At 37.9% G+C, this 18351-nt stretch carries 15 protein-coding genes; 8 read left to right on the top strand and 7 right to left on the bottom strand.

The genetic code is table 11. From position 1 onward, the window contains the following. Nucleotides 1–118 precede the first annotated feature (118 nt). Nucleotides 119–1387, top strand: a complete 1269-nt coding sequence (locus ABJH98_RS05510; protein ID WP_348306633.1) for a type IX secretion system plug protein domain-containing protein — start codon at nt 119–121, stop codon at nt 1385–1387. On the opposite strand, the gene ABJH98_RS05505 is transcribed toward ABJH98_RS05510, so the two are convergent. Continuing rightward, the gene (locus ABJH98_RS05505; RefSeq protein ID WP_348306632.1) at nt 1367–2209 is read right to left on the bottom strand and encodes a sterol desaturase family protein; all 843 of its coding nucleotides are present in this window, start codon (nt 2207–2209) and stop codon (nt 1367–1369) included. The genes ABJH98_RS05510 and ABJH98_RS05505 overlap by 21 nt on opposite strands. 137 nt (nt 2210–2346) lie before the next feature. On the opposite strand from ABJH98_RS05505, the gene ABJH98_RS05500 reads away from it, so the two are divergent. The 7 genes from ABJH98_RS05500 to ABJH98_RS05470 all read left to right on the top strand — a co-directional run bounded on the left by ABJH98_RS05500 (nt 2347) and on the right by ABJH98_RS05470 (nt 12192). Then, nucleotides 2347–3990: an acetolactate synthase large subunit gene (locus tag ABJH98_RS05500; RefSeq protein WP_348306631.1), complete on the top strand. Its 1644-nt coding sequence runs from the start codon at nt 2347–2349 to the stop codon at nt 3988–3990. Nucleotides 3991–4013: 23 nt separating this feature from the next. Then, nucleotides 4014–5405 (top strand): aldehyde dehydrogenase family protein, encoded by a 1392-nt coding sequence (locus ABJH98_RS05495; RefSeq protein ID WP_348306630.1) that lies wholly within the window; start codon nt 4014–4016, stop codon nt 5403–5405. 344 nt (nt 5406–5749) lie between these two features. Next, complete coding sequence (locus ABJH98_RS05490) at nt 5750–7909, top strand: methyl-accepting chemotaxis protein (protein WP_348306629.1); 2160 nt, start codon at nt 5750–5752, stop codon at nt 7907–7909. Between the two features lie 29 nt (nt 7910–7938). Continuing rightward, nucleotides 7939–8436 (top strand): YfiR family protein, encoded by a 498-nt coding sequence (locus tag ABJH98_RS05485; RefSeq protein WP_348306628.1) that lies wholly within the window; start codon nt 7939–7941, stop codon nt 8434–8436. 78 nt (nt 8437–8514) lie between these two features. Then, nucleotides 8515–10878 (top strand): TonB-dependent receptor, encoded by a 2364-nt coding sequence (locus ABJH98_RS05480; RefSeq protein WP_348306627.1) that lies wholly within the window; start codon nt 8515–8517, stop codon nt 10876–10878. Between the two features lie 122 nt (nt 10879–11000). Continuing rightward, nucleotides 11001–11582, top strand: a complete 582-nt coding sequence (locus tag ABJH98_RS05475) for a GNAT family N-acetyltransferase (protein WP_348306626.1) — start codon at nt 11001–11003, stop codon at nt 11580–11582. A gap of 124 nt (nt 11583–11706) precedes the next feature. Then, nucleotides 11707–12192: a YfiR family protein gene (locus ABJH98_RS05470; protein WP_348306625.1), complete on the top strand. Its 486-nt coding sequence runs from the start codon at nt 11707–11709 to the stop codon at nt 12190–12192. 41 nt (nt 12193–12233) lie between these two features. Here the strand turns inward: ABJH98_RS05470 and ABJH98_RS05465 are convergent, their stop codons facing one another. The 6 genes from ABJH98_RS05465 to bshA form a co-directional block, all read right to left on the bottom strand. Further along, the gene (locus ABJH98_RS05465; protein ID WP_348306624.1) at nt 12234–12758 is read right to left on the bottom strand and encodes a hypothetical protein; all 525 of its coding nucleotides are present in this window, start codon (nt 12756–12758) and stop codon (nt 12234–12236) included. A gap of 76 nt (nt 12759–12834) precedes the next feature. Further along, nucleotides 12835–13551 (bottom strand): ABC transporter ATP-binding protein, encoded by a 717-nt coding sequence (locus ABJH98_RS05460; RefSeq protein ID WP_348306623.1) that lies wholly within the window; start codon nt 13549–13551, stop codon nt 12835–12837. 39 nt (nt 13552–13590) lie between these two features. Continuing rightward, nucleotides 13591–15123: a sigma 54-interacting transcriptional regulator gene (locus tag ABJH98_RS05455; protein WP_348306622.1), complete on the bottom strand. Its 1533-nt coding sequence runs from the start codon at nt 15121–15123 to the stop codon at nt 13591–13593. Continuing rightward, entirely contained in the window at nt 15124–16221 is a 1098-nt protein-coding gene (locus ABJH98_RS05450; RefSeq protein ID WP_348306621.1) for a hypothetical protein, read from the bottom strand. A gap of 250 nt (nt 16222–16471) precedes the next feature. Further along, a complete protein-coding gene (locus tag ABJH98_RS05445) occupies nt 16472–17080 on the bottom strand; it encodes a sterol desaturase family protein (protein WP_348306620.1) in 609 nt (202 codons plus the stop codon). Between the two features lie 111 nt (nt 17081–17191). Beyond that, nucleotides 17192–18337: an N-acetyl-alpha-D-glucosaminyl L-malate synthase BshA gene (bshA, locus tag ABJH98_RS05440; protein ID WP_348306619.1), complete on the bottom strand. Its 1146-nt coding sequence runs from the start codon at nt 18335–18337 to the stop codon at nt 17192–17194. Between the last annotated feature and the right edge of the window lie 14 nt (nt 18338–18351).

Below are 18351 nucleotides of genomic sequence, written 5' to 3'. Positions count from 1 at the left end.
GATAATTAGTTTTGGTTCGCTGTTAAGACACAGCACTTTGGCAAATGGTTGGAATGAAAATTGTTTTTATTCAAAATATTCCAATGTACTTTCGTTGATACCTTATTCGATCTGATATATGAAAATTACCCTCCGCCTTTTGGTTATCTCTGTTTTGCTAGCAAAAATTAGCCCGAATTGCATAGCTCAACAAAAAGTAATTGCCTACGAAAACAAAAAATATGAGTCATTTGTCGGAGTAGTTCAACTCTATCCTGTGACTAACCTTCCCAATCAAGAATTAGGCTCACCCATTGTACCTAGAGGAAATGTGCAGTCACTCCTTTTACAATTTGACTTGTTGCTAGAAGAATACATTGACGTGCAAGCCAAAATCATACATTGTAATGCAGATTGGACTAAATCTGTACTCAATGACATTGAATATTTATATGACTACAACAGTTTTGATCTCCGAGATTTTGAATACTCGATCAATTCCAAAGCTTTGTATGTCAACTATTGGTTCAACATGCCTAGAGTGAAAGTCACTGGTAACTACATCGTTCAAGTTTATCAGAATGGAGACGAGGACGATGTGTTATTTACGCGAAGGTTTATCGTTTTTGACAATGATGTCAGCATTCAGCCCAATTTTAGAATTTCCACTGGAGTCATGGAACGAGATTTCAATCAACAGATTGATTTTGACATCATTCATAGTCGGATCAAAGCTTCTAATCCCCGAACAGAATTTAAAATTGTGATTAGGCAAAATCAACGGTGGGACAATACATTAGAAGGATTGCAGCCGACTGCTATAAGAAGAGATAAATCTCTGCTTGAATACAGACATTTTAATATGGAAAATAATTTTAAAGGTGGGAATGAATTTCGAATGGCCGATTTAAGAAGTTATAGCTTCAGAGGTGCTTACGTTTCTCATGTGAAACCTGACACTAATCCTAGAGAAGCTGAAATCAATACGGGTAAAAGCAGAAAACACGAAGCCTATTCATTAATTCAAGATAAAAATGGAGGGTTCATTATTGCGTCGACGGAGGCCATGGGGGATTATCTCGCCTGCGACTATTTATTAACAACATTTCAATTGAAATCAGCGCGAATACCGGAACCAGTGTACGTACTAGGTGGTTTTAATGATTTTACTAAAAATGAAGAAAGTAGAATGAAATACAATACAGTTGCACAGACCTATAGCACTCAAATATTCTTAAAGCAAGGTCTGTATGATTATACGTATTGGGTCGATGGGGAAGATCCTTATTATTTTGAAGGCTCATTTTTCCAAACCGAAAACAACTATGACATCATTGTTTATCACAAATCATTCAGTGATTTAGCAGATAAGGTAGTCGGTTATTTTTCATTCCGAACCAAATTTTGATTCTGGTGGCACTCGATACTTTTGAAACGGTATAGCCAATAGGTTTCCCAATTCTGCATTTTCTTCAGATTTCATGTGTGTATCAATTCCATATTTCACTTTTTCCATGTCATCCACATATTGAAAAGTACCAAAAACTCGATCCCAGATAGAAAATATATTTCCATAATTGGTATCCGTCCACGGTTGTGTATAATGATGATGCACTTTGTGCATGTTCGGTGTTACAAATACATAAGACATCGCTTTATCCCATTTGCCAAAAAAGGAGCTATTGGCATGCGTTAGATGCGCAAAGAGAATAGACAAACTTTGATAAAGCATAATGACTCCCATAGGAGCACCTATAATTATCACTGCCATTATTGTAAACAGAATGCGAAATACGGTCTCACCAGGGTGATGCCTTAGACCTGAAGTCACATCTATAGTTGTATCTGTATGATGAACTAGATGAAACTTCCACATCCATTTCACTTTGTGCTCTACAAAATGAATAAAGTAAGCGCCTATTAAATCCATGAATAATACACCTGCAACCACTTGAAGCCAAAGTGGTAAATCAACAATATATAATAACCCAAACTCATTGGTAGATACTGTATCAGATGCTAACAACAACAAACTAGCCATTCCAAAACCAATAATCATAGTCGTCAAAGTAAAAAACAGGTTGATCCCTGCATGGCTCACTTTTTTATACTGAAAATGATACAGGGGTATTAAACCTTCCAAAACCCAAAAAAACATGAGCCCACCAATTAATATCGTGGCTCGAAACCAGATAGGGATATTTGTAAAAAAATCTAAAAAGTCTTCCATTTTGCTTCGTTTATTCAATATGAAAGTAAGTAAAAATACCGATCATTCGTACGTAAGGGACATAAAATCATTCAGACCCTTGGTGTGTCCATGCTAAAAACGTAAATTCAAAATCGATCAAGTAAACAAACTACATCATGACCAAAGCTTCTGATTTATTTATCCAAGCCCTTGAAAACGAAGAAGTCGAATATATTTTCGGCATCCCAGGAGAAGAGAACCTAGATTTATTGAACTCACTAAAAAATTCAAAAATCAGACTCATACTTACCAGACACGAACAAGGTGCTGGGTTTATGGCTGCCACATACGGTAGGTTAACGGGTAAGCCCGGTGTGTGCCTATCAACGCTCGGACCAGGTGCTACCAATCTTGTTACGCCAGCTGCTTATGCTCAATTGGGCGCCATGCCTATGCTCATGATCACTGGCCAAAAACCAATTAAAAAAAGTAAGCAAGGTAGGTTTCAAATTCTTGATGTGGTCGACATGATGCGACCCATCACGAAATACACCAAACAAGTAGTAAGTGCCAATAATATTCCTTCGATTGTAAGAGAATCTTTTCGAATTGCCTCAGAAGAAAGGCCTGGCGCAGCGCATATAGAATTGCCTGAAGATGTCGCAGCAGAAATGGCAGACGAGTCCGTTTTTGACGTACCTCAAGTTCGGAGACCAGCACCGGACCCAAAAGCCATCAAAGAAGCCATTCAGATGATTGAGGAGGCAAAAATGCCGCTTATTCTGATTGGTGCAGGTGCGAACCGAAAACGTACAGGAAATGCATTATTGAAACTCATCGAAAAAACAGGCATTTATTTCTTCGATACTCAAATGGGAAAAGGAGTGGTTGACAACCGCCATGATCAGCACCTAGGCACAGCAGCACTCTCATCCAATGACTACCTCCACTATGCCATCGACAAGGCAGATTTGATTATCAATGTCGGACATGATGTGATCGAAAAACCTCCATTTTTCATGGAGCATGGAGGTAAAAAAGTGATACATGTTAATTTCTTTTCAGCAGAAGTAGATCAAGTATATTTCCCAAATCTTGACGTCTTAGGAGATATTGCCGCATCTGTATGGGAGATCATGGAAGGAATCACAAAGCAAAAGCATTGGGATTTTAGTTTCTTCAAAAAAGTCGACGAAGAAGTTGAAACTCACATTTCAAAGTATTTTGAAGATGATAGATATCCAATGCTCCCACAACGCATTGTGAATGAAATCAGAAAAATAATGCCGTCAGATGGGATCGTTACACTCGACAATGGAGTTTATAAAATATGGTTTGCCCGAAATTATAAATGCTATGAACCAAACACACTATTGCTGGATAATGCCTTGGCTACTATGGGAGCTGGATTACCTTCTGCGATGGCCGCCAAACTAATTCACCCAAACAAAAGAGTTGTGGCAGTATGTGGTGATGGAGGGTTTATGATGAATTCACAAGAACTAGAAACAGCTGTCAGGGAGAAACTTCATGTGGTGGTAATTATCCTCAATGACAATGCCTACGGTATGATCAAATGGAAACAAGAAGGCATGGGCTTCGATAATTTTGGATTGGATTATCAAAACCCTGACTTTGTAAAATATGCAGAAAGCTATGGCGCCGTTGGGCATCGAATTGAAAGTGACGCGGATTTCAGCAAAACCCTTGAACATTGTCTAAATTCGAATAAAGTACATGTCATCGATTGTCCGGTGGATTATTCACTCAATCATGCCATTCTCAACGTTAAAATCAAAGAAAAAGCAAAAGCACTTTAATCATTACTAGCACCCCTCTTACCATGTCAAAATTAGCAGTATACGCCCCTTTTGATCAGTCGCTTATAAAAGAAATCCCACTTGCCACTAGCAAAGAAATGAACGATGCTATTGATCGAGCTCACGACTTATTTTTGGATCATAAAAAATGGCTTCCAAAATACAAGAGGGTTGAAATCCTTGAAAATATAGCCTTCCTGATGGAAGAAAGAAGTGAAGAACTCATTCAAACTTCAGCACTGGAGGGTGGTAAACCTTGGATGGATACAGAAGTAGAAATGAAGCGCGCGATAAATGGAGTAAAATTAGCCATCGAAAATATAGGACATCTAAAAGGCGAAGAAGTGGCCATGGGTCACACGGCTTCATCGGCAAATCGAATAGCCTATACCATGCGCGAACCCATAGGTGTTGTGGCATCAGTGAGTGCCTTCAACCATCCGATTAATCTAATTATTCATCAAACCATACCAGCTATTGCAGTTGGCAGTCCAGTGATCATAAAACCAGCTCCTACTACCCCTTTGACTTGTTTATTGTTGGTGGAAATTTTCGAATCTGCTGGATTACCTGCAGGCTGGTGTACTGCCATGCCTTGCGACAATGATGTTGCGGAACAATTAGTCACTAGTCCGAAAGTCAATTTCTTTTCATTTATAGGATCTGCTAAAGTAGGCTGGTATTTACGATCAAAATTAGCTCCAGGCACTCGGTGCGCTTTAGAACATGGAGGCTCCGCTCCTGTCATCATCGAGCCAGACGCAGAAATCAAATCAATGATTCCCGCTTTAGTCAAAGGGGGCTTTTATCATGCGGGTCAAGTATGCGTTTCTGTTCAGCGTATTTTTATTCATGAATCAATCATGGAGGAAGTCATAGAGGAAATGGATACGCAAGTGAGGGCATTAGTATCAGGCAATCCGTTGGAAAAAGAAACCGAAGTGGGTCCGTTAATTCTTCCTAAAGAAGTGGATCGCATACACGAATGGGTCACTGAAGCCAAAAAATCAGGAGCCAAAGTAATTTGTGGTGGAGAAAAAATCTCTAATTCTTTTTACGAGCCCACCATTTTACTCAACCCTTCCGATGATTGTAAGGTGTCGACACAAGAAATATTTGGGCCGGTTGTTTGTCTTTATTCATATACTGATCGGCAGGAAGCTATCAACAAATCGAATGCTTTAGAATTTGCTTTTCAATCTTCTGTCTTTACGAAAGATATTGATGTAGCCTTAGACACGGTGAAAAAGCTTAATTCGACAGCTGTCATGGTGAACGACCATACTGCATTTAGAGTAGACTGGATGCCATTTGGTGGTCGAGATTCTTCTGGATTAGGACTTGGGAGTATTCCTCATTCAATGCATGATATGACACGTGAAAAACTCATGGTCATTAAAAGTCATGTCTTGTAATCAATGTAAGTTATAATTTTCTTTGAACGACCGCCAATCCAACTAAGTAAGGCATCTGAAAAGAAAATATCCTTTCAGCTACATAATAGTGCCATTCAGCTACACAAATATCCCATTAAGATGATCATTGAATGATTTACCTATATGTAGCTACATATATCCATCCGTATATTCTCCTATTCGAAAATTGAGTAGTTCCGCTTATTGTCTTACTCAGTAGTACCATTGTACTTTTGTAAAAGTTAATTCTCAAAGGCAATTTTTATTTTAAGAGAATAGACAATTATAACTCAGTTTGTTTCGATTTTAGTAAATTAAAGTTGGGACAAAACAGAACCAAAACAATGATGGAGCTTAGGCATCTGATTAAAATCAACTTCACAATCGGAAGAAAAATCCGAATTAGCTTTTATGTACTCATAGGTGTGATCGTTCTCAACGGACTATATACCTATAGCACACTTAATAATAGCATTGACTTACTAAACAAAGTATTCAAAGACGTATACCCTACTCTTAATACTTATGGTGATTTTCGGAATCTCATAAAAGACAGTAAGGCCTATTCGACAAACTGGGTGTATGTGAGCAGATACGAAAAGGATAAAGAAAAACTTAGAGTTATTCACCAAGAAACCTATCCCGCTCTCAAAGAAAAACTTCAAACCATAATTACCACTACTCATCCTGAAGAAGCGGAAATTATAGGTTCCATATTGGATACTTTCGATAGTATTTTGGAAGACCAAAAAACAGTTATGGAAAGTCTCAATTCGGCGCTCGCCTATGAAGATGCCATGACATTATTTATCTGTGAAGATTTAGTAGAAGGCAATATTATCCCTATTTGTGATGAGTTAATTGAAAAACTCGATGCCACTATGGCTCTCAAGTCTGCTGAAACTAACGTCATTAATACGACTATGGGAGAGTCATTTTCTGATCTAAGTCTAGCTATTTTTATACTTGGTTTGATGGGAGCAGTTTTCGGATTGGTTATTTCTGGATGGTTGTCAAGAAATATTACAAAACCAATAAAATCTTTACAAGAAAAAATTGGTCAAATCAGACGTGGTGTAATTCCTGAATCCATCCAAGTAATGAATAATGATGAAATTGGAGAGATGAGTCACGGAATTAATTCCTTGATTTTAGGATTTAAATCGTCGTCAGAATTTGCTAGTGAAATAGGAAAAGGAAACTTAGAAGCGCGTTTCGACGCACTGAGCGAAGATGATGTATTAGGACATGCCTTACTATCCATGCGGATTAACCTTAAAAAGGTAATAAATGAAACTAACGAGGTTGTAAAAGCTGCTGGTGAAGATGGTCGATTAGACACTAGAATATCTACAGAGGCCAAAGAAGGCGCATGGTTAGAATTGAGTGATACGATCAATCACTTGCTACATTCGATTGCTACACCAATACTAGAAGTAAATAAAATTGTAACAGCACTAGCTGACGGAGACCTTACTCATAAATATTTACTCGATTCTAAAGGAGATATTTATACGCTGGTTAGCAATTTGAATAAAGCTACCTCTAACCTTAACAAACTATTACTGCAAATATCAGAAAGTGCTGTGGTAGTAGAAGAAGCTTCGACCGAAATGCTGAACGCCAGCGAAGAGATGTCGGCAAATACAGGAGAAATAGCTTCCGCGATAGGGCAAATGAGTTCAGGAGCACAAAATCAAGTAGTGAAAGTAGATGAAGCATCAAACCTTGTAGAAGGTATCCGTAACTCATCCAACGAAATGGGAAGTAAAGCTGCAAATATTAATGAGGCGGCAAAATCAGGTGTAGAAAGTAGTAAAAAAGGGAAAGAAATGGTGGACAACGTAGCCACCAGTATGGAGGAAATTTCTGTTTACTCAGTAAAAACAAACGACTCCATAAAAGTATTGACTCAGAGATCTGCAGAGATCACAAGAGTACTTGGCGTAATCACCGAAATCGCATCTCAAACCAATCTTTTGGCATTAAATGCAGCAATTGAAGCTGCCCAAGCTGGAGATGCTGGTAGAGGATTTGCAGTTGTTGCTGAAGAAATTCGAAAATTAGCTGAAGATTCAAGAAGCTCAGCCCGTGAAATTGAAACACTTGTCGCAGATGTTCAGAAAGATACAGAACAAGCTGCTGAAGTGATGGAAACCATGAATCAGAGCGTAAAGGTAGGTGGTCAAGCTTCCACCGAAGCCTCAGAAGTGTTTAAAGAAATTACAGACTCTACTAGTAGAACACTTTCCTATTCTGAAGAAATTGTGAACGCAACACAATTCCAGCAATCCGATATTGGGAAAGTAGTTTCTATTACAGAATCTGTTGTAGTGATTGCTGAGCAAACAGCGGCAGGCACAGAAGAAGTAGCGAGTTCTGCTACGGAATTGTCTTCCGGAATGGAAAATTATAACCAAAAATCAGAACAATTGACTCACGTAGCTTCTGCCTTGAAAGACAGCGTAAGCAAATTTAAATTGGCAAAAGAAGAGAACAATTGATCTGAACTGAAAACTTAAATGAAAACTTAATGAAGCATAAAAGAAATATTTTTGGATTGGCACTTGCTCTAGGCCTTTTGATATCCTTTCAAAGTCAAGCGCAAGAAAGCAAATTTAAAGCCCTGTTTATTTACAAATTTGCCGAGTACATCGAGTGGCCATCTGGTAAAAAGAATATTACCGTTGGTATGGCTGGAAAATCTGATGTGTCCCAAGAACTATCCACTTTCGCTGCCTCTAAAGGCAATATGACGGTAATGAATATTGCAGGCCCTAGTGATGTGAGTAAATGTGACATCATTTTTCTACCAAAATCTTCCGATTCTCAGGTGGATGCATACAATTCGGCCATTGGTAGTAAAAGCGTATTAATGGTCTCTGAAAACAGCGACCTCACAGGAAAAGGCTCGGATATTGGTTTCTACTTAGAAAGTGGAAAACTTAGATTTCTTATTCATGAAAAAAGTATCAGAGATAAAAAAATGATACCTAGCTCCAAACTTCTGGCTTTGGGCAAAACAATCTAACTCAAGAAAACTTTTAATTCAGGCAAACTTCAGGCTTTCGTAAGAAAGCAAAGAAGGATACACCCTAAATCAAAAACTATGAAGCGATTAAAAAACAAACTATTTTATTACATGCTGAGTTTCGGCATAATAATAAGCCCAAATCTACTTGCGCAAGAAGTAGACGAAGGCATATTTGAAATGTCTCTTGAAGACTTAATGAATCTTGAGATTACTTCAGTTTCTAAAAAGGCTGAAAGGCTACAAGATGTCTCTTCTTCTATTTATGTAGTGACTTCCAAGGATATTGAACATTCTGGTGCTACTACTATTCATGAAATTTTAAGATTGGTGCCAGGCTATTGGGGCGTACAAGATGAATATTCTTCTGCAGAATCAAATGTAAGATATTCGCAAGTGACCAATGGATTGACAGGTACCGTGCTTTACCTGCTGGATGGTACTCCAATCCAGGATTTAATGTCATCTTCCTTTTCATTTCGAAATTTCGATATTCCACTAGATGAAATCGACAGAATTGAAGTAATAAGAGGATCGGGCGGAACAGTTTATGGTGCAAACTCTGCCACAGGTGTGGTAAATATTTTCACTAAAACGCCTGATAAATATGACGGAGTCAATGCAAGAGCTGAGGTAGCATCAGCAGGATATGTAGCTACAAGTGTTAGAGCTGGTGGAGCAATAAACGACAAATTATCGATTTCAGGTTATGGTAAAATGAGACTTTTCAAAGGGTGGGAGTCTCTGGCAGGTACAGACGAAGATGGAGATCAAGTTCTAGCAAATAGTAGATTTACTGAAGACTTTGACAAAAGTGATATGTTTAGTATGGGACTTAAAGCGAAATACAATGTCAATGAAAATGGCTCATTATCTTTCAACTCTCATTACAATACGCTTAAAACTACTGATTACAGCAGTTATTTTGGAGATGATTTTGCTTTTTCCGGCAGTGATGTTTTAACAGGGAATGATGTGAGTGCAAATAGATTCGTAGGTAATCTTAGATACGATCATAGCTTCAATGAAAACCATAGTTTGTTTGTCAGGGCATCTACCAACATGGAAAATGATTTCCACAGGCTTTCAGGTGGTTTTGATATATCCAACTCTACCATTGATTTTGAAATTCAAGATAACCTCTCTATTGGAGATCAAAATGATTTAAGTGTAGGCTTCAACTACCGAATCAACAAATTTGATGTTCATGATATTAATGCAACAAGTGCGATAAACTATACGAATGCACAAAGCACTGAATCTTTGAAAGGGGCATTCATACAAGACAAAATCAAGTTAGCTGATGGGAAATTAAACTTCCTACTTGGAATCAAAGCCGAAAATTACTCATTGGTAAATGATGATTTTTATCTATCACCAATGGCTAAAGTGAGTTACATTCCTACAGAAAATTTCACCGTTTGGGGAGGTTTCACGCAGTCTTTCAGTACGCCTGGTTTCAACAACACCAACATTGATTTATACTTATTTCAAACACCATCTGAAGAAGCTTGGACACAAGCAGCTACACAAGGAGTATATCAAGGAGCATATGATGCTGCAGTGGCCGGTGGCGCAGATGATGCTACAGCACAAGCCATGGCTTCTGCATACATAGGCTCACCAGAAGGAATGACTGTTATAGAAGCTACAGCACAAGGGCTGATGGATGAAAACCCGAGTGTAGCTGTAAAAAATGGTTCTCATACCGTTCCAACAAGATTCAGAACATGGGAAGCTGGTTTTAGAGCTAACATAGATAATCAATTGACTTTTGAATCCAATTTTTATTATACAAGCATTCAAGATGGAATAGGAATCTCTCCGGACGCAGCTGCTCAGTTCAATGCAGAGTCACCGACTAACCCAGGAAGATTTGCTACTTATTACTTATATGGTAACTATGTGAAAGGAACTACCTTAGGCACAGAAAGTACAGTAAGGATAATTCCAGTACATGGAATCACATTTGAGTTGACACACTCCTATTTGAAATCAACTTGGGAACTACAAGAAAATCCTGATTTTGATATAAATGATCCATCTATAGATACAGATCATACACCAGAAGTTTCCAAAGTACCTTCTCATGTATTTAGATTCAAAGGTGACTTTGAACTTCCTGAGCAAATCAATTTGAGTGTGAGTATGATTTATGGTACTAAATTCAATACGCAAGGAAATTATTTGGTCAATCAAGAGCGATTTGAAAACATTGCAATTTCGGAGCCAAACACGGTTTCAATTGCACCAGACAATGATCGAACAATCATAAATCTTAGAATTGAGAAGAAGTGGCTGGATAATCAATTGACTACTTACGTATTTGGAAATGATATTTTCAACGAAGGCATTGAAGCCAATAGTAAGCCAGTATTCAATGTCACACGTAGTCAAATCGGAGCCATGTTTGGACTAGGGTTGAATTATAATTTTCAATAGTTTATAGATTAAAAATTGTGGGATGAATTGAGGGGTAAAAGCCATCGCAGACTTGCGATGGCTTTTTAATTTTAGGTATTTCCAACCTAACAACTAATTTAGCGGTACTGACACATTCTTTTATGCAAAAAGCCACCAAAGCCGACCAATCTCTAGTTGTAGATATAATAGCTGAATCTTTTCCTTACAACCCCAGTGTACTATCTATTTTAAAAAATGATAAAAAGGAGCCACAGCGCATGCGTGCTTTGGCTAGATATGTTTTTAAAACGGCACTCAGAAGGAATGCTATATTTCTGTCAACAGACCGAACTGGAGTTGCAATATGCTACCGGTTTAATGGTCATAAAGAAATTTTAATTGATTATTGGAATCAGATGGTATTGGCCATTTCAGCCATTGGAATTGAACGCATTTTCAAAGTATTGAAGCGCGATAATTATGTAAAGAAACAAAGACCTAAAACCGGAGATTTTATGTACTTCTGGTTTTTTGGTGTAAGTGATGAAGGCAAAGGACAAGGTGCTGCACATGAACTACAAAAAGCGATTTTTGAAGAAGCTAAAAAGGAAAACCTACCTATATATCTAGAGACATCAATTGCAAAAAACAAACGCGTATATGAACGTTATGGCTTTGAAGTCTATCACACTTGGAACTACATAAGCGAAGGAATCACGCTTTGGTTTATGCGAAGCAAGTGAATTTAAGCATATACCCTACAAAAATCAGAGAATACCCTATTGATAGGGGACTTATATCTACTCACCTTTGCCAGGTGGAAATTAGTAAAAAACTAATCTCCGTCAACAGCTAAAATTCCATGAGATGAAATTATTTGTAGTTGCAGCACTTTGCATGACTTTGAACCATTCTGCCTTTTCAGATGAATCAGACAAATTCAAGGCTTTACTTGTTTATAAATTTACCGAATACATCGTTTGGCCTAATGAGCCAGGAATTATCAAAGTTGGCGTTATGGGCAACTCACCTATTTATGCAGAATTGGTTCGATTTGCCTCACGTAAAGAAAACTTGGAGGTAGTTAAATTAAACAATACTAGCGATGCTCAAAATTGTCATTTGGTGTATTTATCTGAAGCACAAGGCGGTTTGATCAAGCCATTGTATGCTAGTTTGTACGATAAAAGCGTTCTACTCGTCAGTGAGGATAAAGCTCATATTCAGAAAGGGGCAAATGCAGTAGTGTATATAGCAGAAGGAAAACTAAGGTACATTATGAATGAGCAGTCAATTTCTATCAAAGGAATGATTCCTAGTAAACGTTTGGCTTCATTAGGAGAAGCGCTCTGAGTCAGTAGCAAGTAGAAAAAGGTATAAGTGAAGTGGCGTTGCTACTTCACTTTTTTTGCGTCAAAACTTGAGAAGTTTAGTATCCAGGTTTTGCCCTCATCATAAGATCTATCCATTTTGAAAGAGTAACTGTCTGGTTGAATATCATAATACTCAAATCGCTCAATAAAAGCTCCATTAGCGTCATATCCTTTTCCTGTGGTGACCAATTTTCCTTTGCACAAAACCCCTGAAATTTCAGTTATACCATCAATACCTGGCATTAGCCAAACAATTTGATATTTACCACTCTGACTATTGAAGCTACGGATGCTGGTGCCTCTAAACACTACATTGCCAGAGGGATCAAGTGCATAAAAGTCATCTTGAATGGCTGTTTGGTCTAAGATATAATATGCCTTTGTTCTGGCTTTTCCTATCATGGAAGACCCATCTGATCGACTGGCCTTAGTTACTAGTTCCCATTCCCCAATAAAGAAGTCTAGTTTTTTGAGCTCTTCATTTTGAGCTAGTATTTCAGTCTTGGAAATGATTAATAAGCAGATTATTAAGATTAGCTTGTTCATGTAATTAAGCTTTATTCCACTTAAAAACACTCCAAATAAGCTTCTCCCTTAGATAGAAACCTAACTATTGATTCACTTAAGATTCAACAGCTTGGACTCTTCTGATATCCTTGTTGAATTCATCACTCTCAATTAAACCATCTCTTAAACGAATAACTCGATGTGCGTACTGAGCAATATCTTCTTCGTGAGTTACCATAATGATAGTATTGCCCTGAGCATGTAGCTGTTCGAATAACTCCATGATGTCATATGAAGTTTTGGTATCTAAGTTTCCAGTAGGCTCATCAGCCAGAATGATACTAGGATTGTTCACCAAGGCTCTAGCTATAGCTACTCGTTGTCTTTGTCCACCAGATAGTTCATTTGGTTTGTGCAGTGCTCGATCCGACAGCCCCACTCCGTCTAACACTTCATGAGCACGCTCCTCTCTATCAAATTTACCCATACCTGCGTATACTAAAGGTAAGGCCACATTTTCAAGAGCAGTAGATCGGGGCAACAAATTGAAAGTTTGAAATACAAAGCCAATCTCTTTATTTCTGATCTCTGCTAATTCATTTTCATCCAGGTCAGACACATCATGATCATTGAGAATATAAGTACCTGCACTCGGCGTATCCAAACAACCAATGATATTCATCAAGGTAGATTTACCAGAACCCGAAGGCCCCATAAAAGCCACATACTCTCCTTTTTTAATTGAAATACTAATAGACTTTAGTGCATGGATCGTTTCAGCACCCATCACGTATTTTCTAGCTATTTCCGTAGTCTTGATTATTTCAGACATGTTTTTTATTTTCATTAAGACGATTTACTTTCAATTCCGTTACGATGGATCTTCAAGATCTTCTTCCGGGTCAGTAAAACCCGAAATCATACTTCCAAGTAAGTCGTCAATTCTCATTCCTTTATCTAATGGGTGCTTGCTTAAATAACTATATTCTACTAGTCCAAACAGCAGGAACTCCATCAAAAAAAGCTTAAAATTTTCATCTTTATTGTCTTTGATTTGGTTCTTCACCAATTCTGCTAAACCAGAGACTTTATTTAATTCACTTTTATATTCCTTTTGAGAATAATCGTGCAGTAAATCAATCATATTGCTATTACCAAACCAATCAGCAATAGGCTTATAAGGATCTTTCATTTCACGATTCTTTCTCACTTGATCAGGGTCAGTAAAATAGTCCGTAAACAATGATCTAATTGCCTTTCCTATCAAATTCTGAGCAACTATCCCTGATCCTTCTTGTTCCCCCTCATATACCAATTCTATTTTTCCTGTAATAGAAGGTACAATTCCAATGAAATCTGCTATTCGTCCGTGACCTTCAGGCTCATTGTTTTTCAGTATTCTGCGCTCCACTGCACTGACTAGATTCTCATAACTTGAAATTGTCAATCGAGCGGATACACCACTTTTCACATCTACATATTCACTAGATCTAGCTTCTATCGCAATTTGTTCTATCAGTAGCTTCGCCAATTCATTTATTACAATTTTACCGGAAGTATTTTTGGCCACTGCTGCTTCTTGTTGCGTGATTTTCAAACCAGTCTCAACCGTCTTTGGATAATGCGTAATAATCTGGCTACCCAAGCGATCTTTCAGCGGAGTCACTATACTTCCTCGGTTTGTATAATCTTCTGGATTCGCGGTAAATACGAACTGAATATCTAAAGGTAGTCTGAGTTTAAATCCTCTGATTTGAATATCTCCTTCTTGAAGAATATTGAACAAGGCTACCTGAATTCTAGGTTGTAAATCTGGCAACTCATTGATGACAAATATACCACGGTGAGAACGAGGCACCAAGCCATAATGAATCACTCGCTCGTCGGAATATGGCAGCTTCAATGTGGCCGCTTTGATAGGATCAACATCTCCGATCAAATCGGCAATTGACACATCTGGAGTAGCGAGTTTTTCTGTAAAACGATCTTCGCGATTGAGCCAGTTCACCGGCGTATCGTCACCTTTTTCTGCAATTACATCAATAGCAAACCTTGACAATGGCTGCAAAGGATCATCATTCAAATCACTACCATGCACATAGGGCACCCATTCGTCTAATAGACCGACCATCATTCTGGCTATCCGAGTTTTTGCCTGTCCACGAAGTCCGAGCAAATTAATATTGTGTCTGGATAAAATGGCGCGTTCTATATCAGGAATTACCGTATCCTCATATCCCCAGATACCTTCAAATACATTTTCACTGGATTGAATAGCAGATATGAGATTACTTCTTAATTCATCTTTAATTGATTGGGGTTCATAGCCCGAAGCTTTGAGTTGACCCAACGTTGTTATTGCCAATTTTTCATCAGCACTCAGGCTGGTGTATGCATTCGTCATTTATAAATTCTTTCTTCTATTATTTTTAAAATCTTCAAATACCAGATGACCCAAACCCTTTAGATCACTATAATAAGCATTGCCATTATTGACAGCCGTAAATTCCTTCACGAATTGTTTCAGGTAAGGGTCAGAAGCTATCATGAATGTAGTAATTGGGATATTCAACCTACGGCAAGCAGCACCCAAGTTCATCGTCTTCTTTAGTATTTTGGGGTCGAGCCCAAAACTATTTTTATAATACTTGATGCCAACTTTCATACAGGTAGGTTTACCATCAGTTATCATAAATATCTGTTTATTTTGATTTTTCCTCTTTCGTAGAATATCCATGGCCAATTCCAAACCTGCAACGGTATTCGTGTGATAGGGTCCCACATTCAAATAGGGTAAATCTTTTATGCTGATCTGCCAAGCATCATTTCCAAACACGATTACATCCAGTGTATCCTTTTTGTATTTACTCAGAATAAGTTCTGAAAGAGCCATGGCTACTTTTTTGGCTGGTGTAATGCGGTCTTCGCCATATAAAATCATCGAATGACTGATGTCAATCATCAATACCGTGGAAGTCTGCGTTTTATATTCATTCTCTACTACCTCCAGGTCATTTTCAGTCAACATGAAATCGTTAAATCCATGATTGATCTGCGCATTTCTTAAACTGTCAGTAACGGAAATATTATCAGGCGAGTCACCAAACTGGAAATCACGAATATCTACACCTTTCTCCTCTCCTCTTCCAGATGTAAATGTGTTATGATCTCCTCTACCTGACTTTCTTAGTTTCCCGAAAATCTCTTCTAAAGCACTTTTCCGAAAGTCGTTTTCGGTTTTCGCTGTGATTTTCAGTTTACCTGTTTGTCGTTCTTCATCCAAGTAGCCCTTTTCTCTCAATTCTTCTATGAAATCTCCGATACCATAACTATCACTTGAAATATTGTGCTGTTTGTCAAGGTTCGTCAACCAACTCAATGCCTCATTGGGATCACCAGATGTGATGAGCAACAACTCTCTAAAAATATTCCACAGATTGTCAAAGGTGTCACTAGACTCCTTTTTTTCTGGTATATATTCAGTAAACCTATAGCCTATCATCCTCCTTTTTTTCTTATTAAAACTCGTAACATTAAACTGGATAAACCACTTAATGTTGGTATAATTTTAATAAATTTAATGAGGCTTGCTTCCAACTAAAATTTAGCAAAGACAAATGCCGGGACGTAGACCCATATTAGCCACTCTAGTGCAGGACACGATTCTCTTCATCAGAGACGCTACGTTCAAAATGATTCTGGAACCTAAGCCCAAAAAACCGAAGAAAGATAAAAAACGAGAATAGCCTAATTTATTTATTAGGCATGGTTCTGAATACCAAATCCCAAATCGGAGTAGTAACACCAAAAGCTCGCTCGGGCTGTTTATAATGATGGATTCCGTGGTGTACCCAGAAAAATTTAAAAAAGTTCTTTGGTGGCTGGAAGGCATGAATCATAAAATGAATCCAAAGATATCCTGCATAACCCATTAAAAATCCTGGCAGAAATCCCCATACCATTTCACCCATTAAAAATCTAAACAACCAAAAAAACAAAAATGAAATGGTCAAGCTCAGAGGTACTGGCATAGCCAATCTGTCTTTGTCTTTAGGGTGATCATGGTGCACACCATGCATAGTATAAACAACTTTCTTTCTAGCCGGAGTAGTTTCAGGCATGTGAAACAAAAATCTATGCATCAGGTATTCAACAAATGTAAATGCAAGCGTTCCTGCCAAAAACAATAAAACAATGGTTACTGCATTTAAACCATATTCCGTTGAACCTGTATAAATTAAATACGAGGAAACCGCTGAAAAAGCGATTAAGGGCATTGAAATGTGAGTTTTGGTCAATTTTTCTAAGATTGGGTTCTTAAAAACTTGCCCAGATCCAGAATTTTTTGCTTTGTTCTCCATGAAGCAATTAGAATAACAATTTAAATCAAGTTTTGTACTGCAAACATATCCATAAACCTAAAATAAATGCAATAACGAGCAATTCATTTTAAGATGACAAATGTCATCAAACTAATTTACGGTAATTTTTTCTTTGAATTCAGCTACTACCTGTCGATAAAAATTTTCATACATAGGTAGTATGTTAGACAATTCAAATTCTTTGGCTCTTTTTAAAGCAGCTGCTTTAAATCTAGGCAAATTGTCCTTGTCTAAAATTTGTAACGCTTTTGCTGCCATATCCGATATATCTCCGACATCACACAAATAACCAGTTTCTCCATCAATATTTAATTCAGGAAGACCTCCTGCATTAGTCGATATCAAAGGCACTTCGCATGCCATTGCTTCTAAGGCAGCCAATCCAAAGCTTTCTTTTTCAGAAGTCATCAAAAATAAATCCGAAACACTCAATACTTCTTCAACTGCTTCTAGTTTTCCTAAAAAACGGACATCGTCCATACTACAAGACTGTTCAGCCAATTTTTCAATAGCTGATCGTTCAGGCCCATCGCCTACCAAAAGTAATTTAGCTGGCACGGTCTTTCTAACCTCATTAAAAACTTTGACGACATCTTGCACCCTTTTTACCTTTCTGAAATTGGAAGTGTGCACGATGAGCATTTCTCCATTCGGACAAATCGCCTTTTTGAAATGATCCTTCTTTTGTTTCTTAAATCGGCCTAAATCAATAAAATTAGGTATGACTTTAATCTCTTTGGTAATCTTAAAATGGTCGTAAGTATCCTTGCTCAGATCACTAGAAACCGATGTAATACCGTCAGACTGATTGATAGAAAAAGTAACTACTGGCTCTAAAGAGGCATCTTTACCCACTATCGTAATATCCGTACCATGCAGTGTTGTGATAAATGGAATATGCAAATCTTCCACCTTTAATATCTCCCTAGCCATGTATGCAGCTGAAGCATGAGGAACCGCATAGTGCACATGAAAAAGGTCTAATTTCTCCTTTTTGGCTACATCCACCATTTTACTCGCTAATGCAATCTCGTATGGAGGATACTGAAAAAGTGGATACGGTTTGATATCAACTTCGTGGTAAAATAGATTTTCACTAAAAAAATCCAGTCGAGTCGGCTGTGAATAGGTGATAAAATGAACCTTATGGCCTTCTGCCGCCATGGCCTTACCCAGCTCGGTCGCAACTACTCCTGATCCGCCATAGGTCGGATAACAAACAACTCCTATATTCATGTATTACTTAAAAT

It is taken from the genome of Reichenbachiella sp. (assembly GCF_039969095.1).
Taxonomy (GTDB): Bacteria; Bacteroidota; Bacteroidia; order Cytophagales; family Cyclobacteriaceae; genus Reichenbachiella.
The sequence above is the reverse complement of the archived record's forward strand: the minus strand, read 5'-3'. Positions and strand labels throughout refer to the sequence as shown.

Bases quoted from the DNA above. Each gene is read 5' to 3' on its own strand.
- ABJH98_RS05510 (WP_348306633.1), top strand. From the start codon at position 119: ATGAAAATTACCCTCCGCCTTTTGGTTATCTCTGTTTTGCTAGCAAAA.
- ABJH98_RS05505 (WP_348306632.1), bottom strand. From the start codon at position 2,209: ATGGAAGACTTTTTAGATTTTTTTACAAATATCCCTATCTGGTTTCGA.
- ABJH98_RS05500 (WP_348306631.1), top strand. From the start codon at position 2,347: ATGACCAAAGCTTCTGATTTATTTATCCAAGCCCTTGAAAACGAAGAA.
- ABJH98_RS05495 (WP_348306630.1), top strand. From the start codon at position 4,014: ATGTCAAAATTAGCAGTATACGCCCCTTTTGATCAGTCGCTTATAAAA.
- ABJH98_RS05490 (WP_348306629.1), top strand. From the start codon at position 5,750: ATGATGGAGCTTAGGCATCTGATTAAAATCAACTTCACAATCGGAAGA.
- ABJH98_RS05485 (WP_348306628.1), top strand. From the start codon at position 7,939: ATGAAGCATAAAAGAAATATTTTTGGATTGGCACTTGCTCTAGGCCTT.
- ABJH98_RS05480 (WP_348306627.1), top strand. From the start codon at position 8,515: ATGAAGCGATTAAAAAACAAACTATTTTATTACATGCTGAGTTTCGGC.
- ABJH98_RS05475 (WP_348306626.1), top strand. From the start codon at position 11,001: ATGCAAAAAGCCACCAAAGCCGACCAATCTCTAGTTGTAGATATAATA.
- ABJH98_RS05470 (WP_348306625.1), top strand. From the start codon at position 11,707: ATGAAATTATTTGTAGTTGCAGCACTTTGCATGACTTTGAACCATTCT.
- ABJH98_RS05465 (WP_348306624.1), bottom strand. From the start codon at position 12,758: ATGAACAAGCTAATCTTAATAATCTGCTTATTAATCATTTCCAAGACT.
- ABJH98_RS05460 (WP_348306623.1), bottom strand. From the start codon at position 13,551: ATGTCTGAAATAATCAAGACTACGGAAATAGCTAGAAAATACGTGATG.
- ABJH98_RS05455 (WP_348306622.1), bottom strand. From the start codon at position 15,123: ATGACGAATGCATACACCAGCCTGAGTGCTGATGAAAAATTGGCAATA.
- ABJH98_RS05450 (WP_348306621.1), bottom strand. From the start codon at position 16,221: ATGATAGGCTATAGGTTTACTGAATATATACCAGAAAAAAAGGAGTCT.
- ABJH98_RS05445 (WP_348306620.1), bottom strand. From the start codon at position 17,080: ATGGAGAACAAAGCAAAAAATTCTGGATCTGGGCAAGTTTTTAAGAAC.
- bshA (WP_348306619.1), bottom strand. From the start codon at position 18,337: ATGAATATAGGAGTTGTTTGTTATCCGACCTATGGCGGATCAGGAGTA.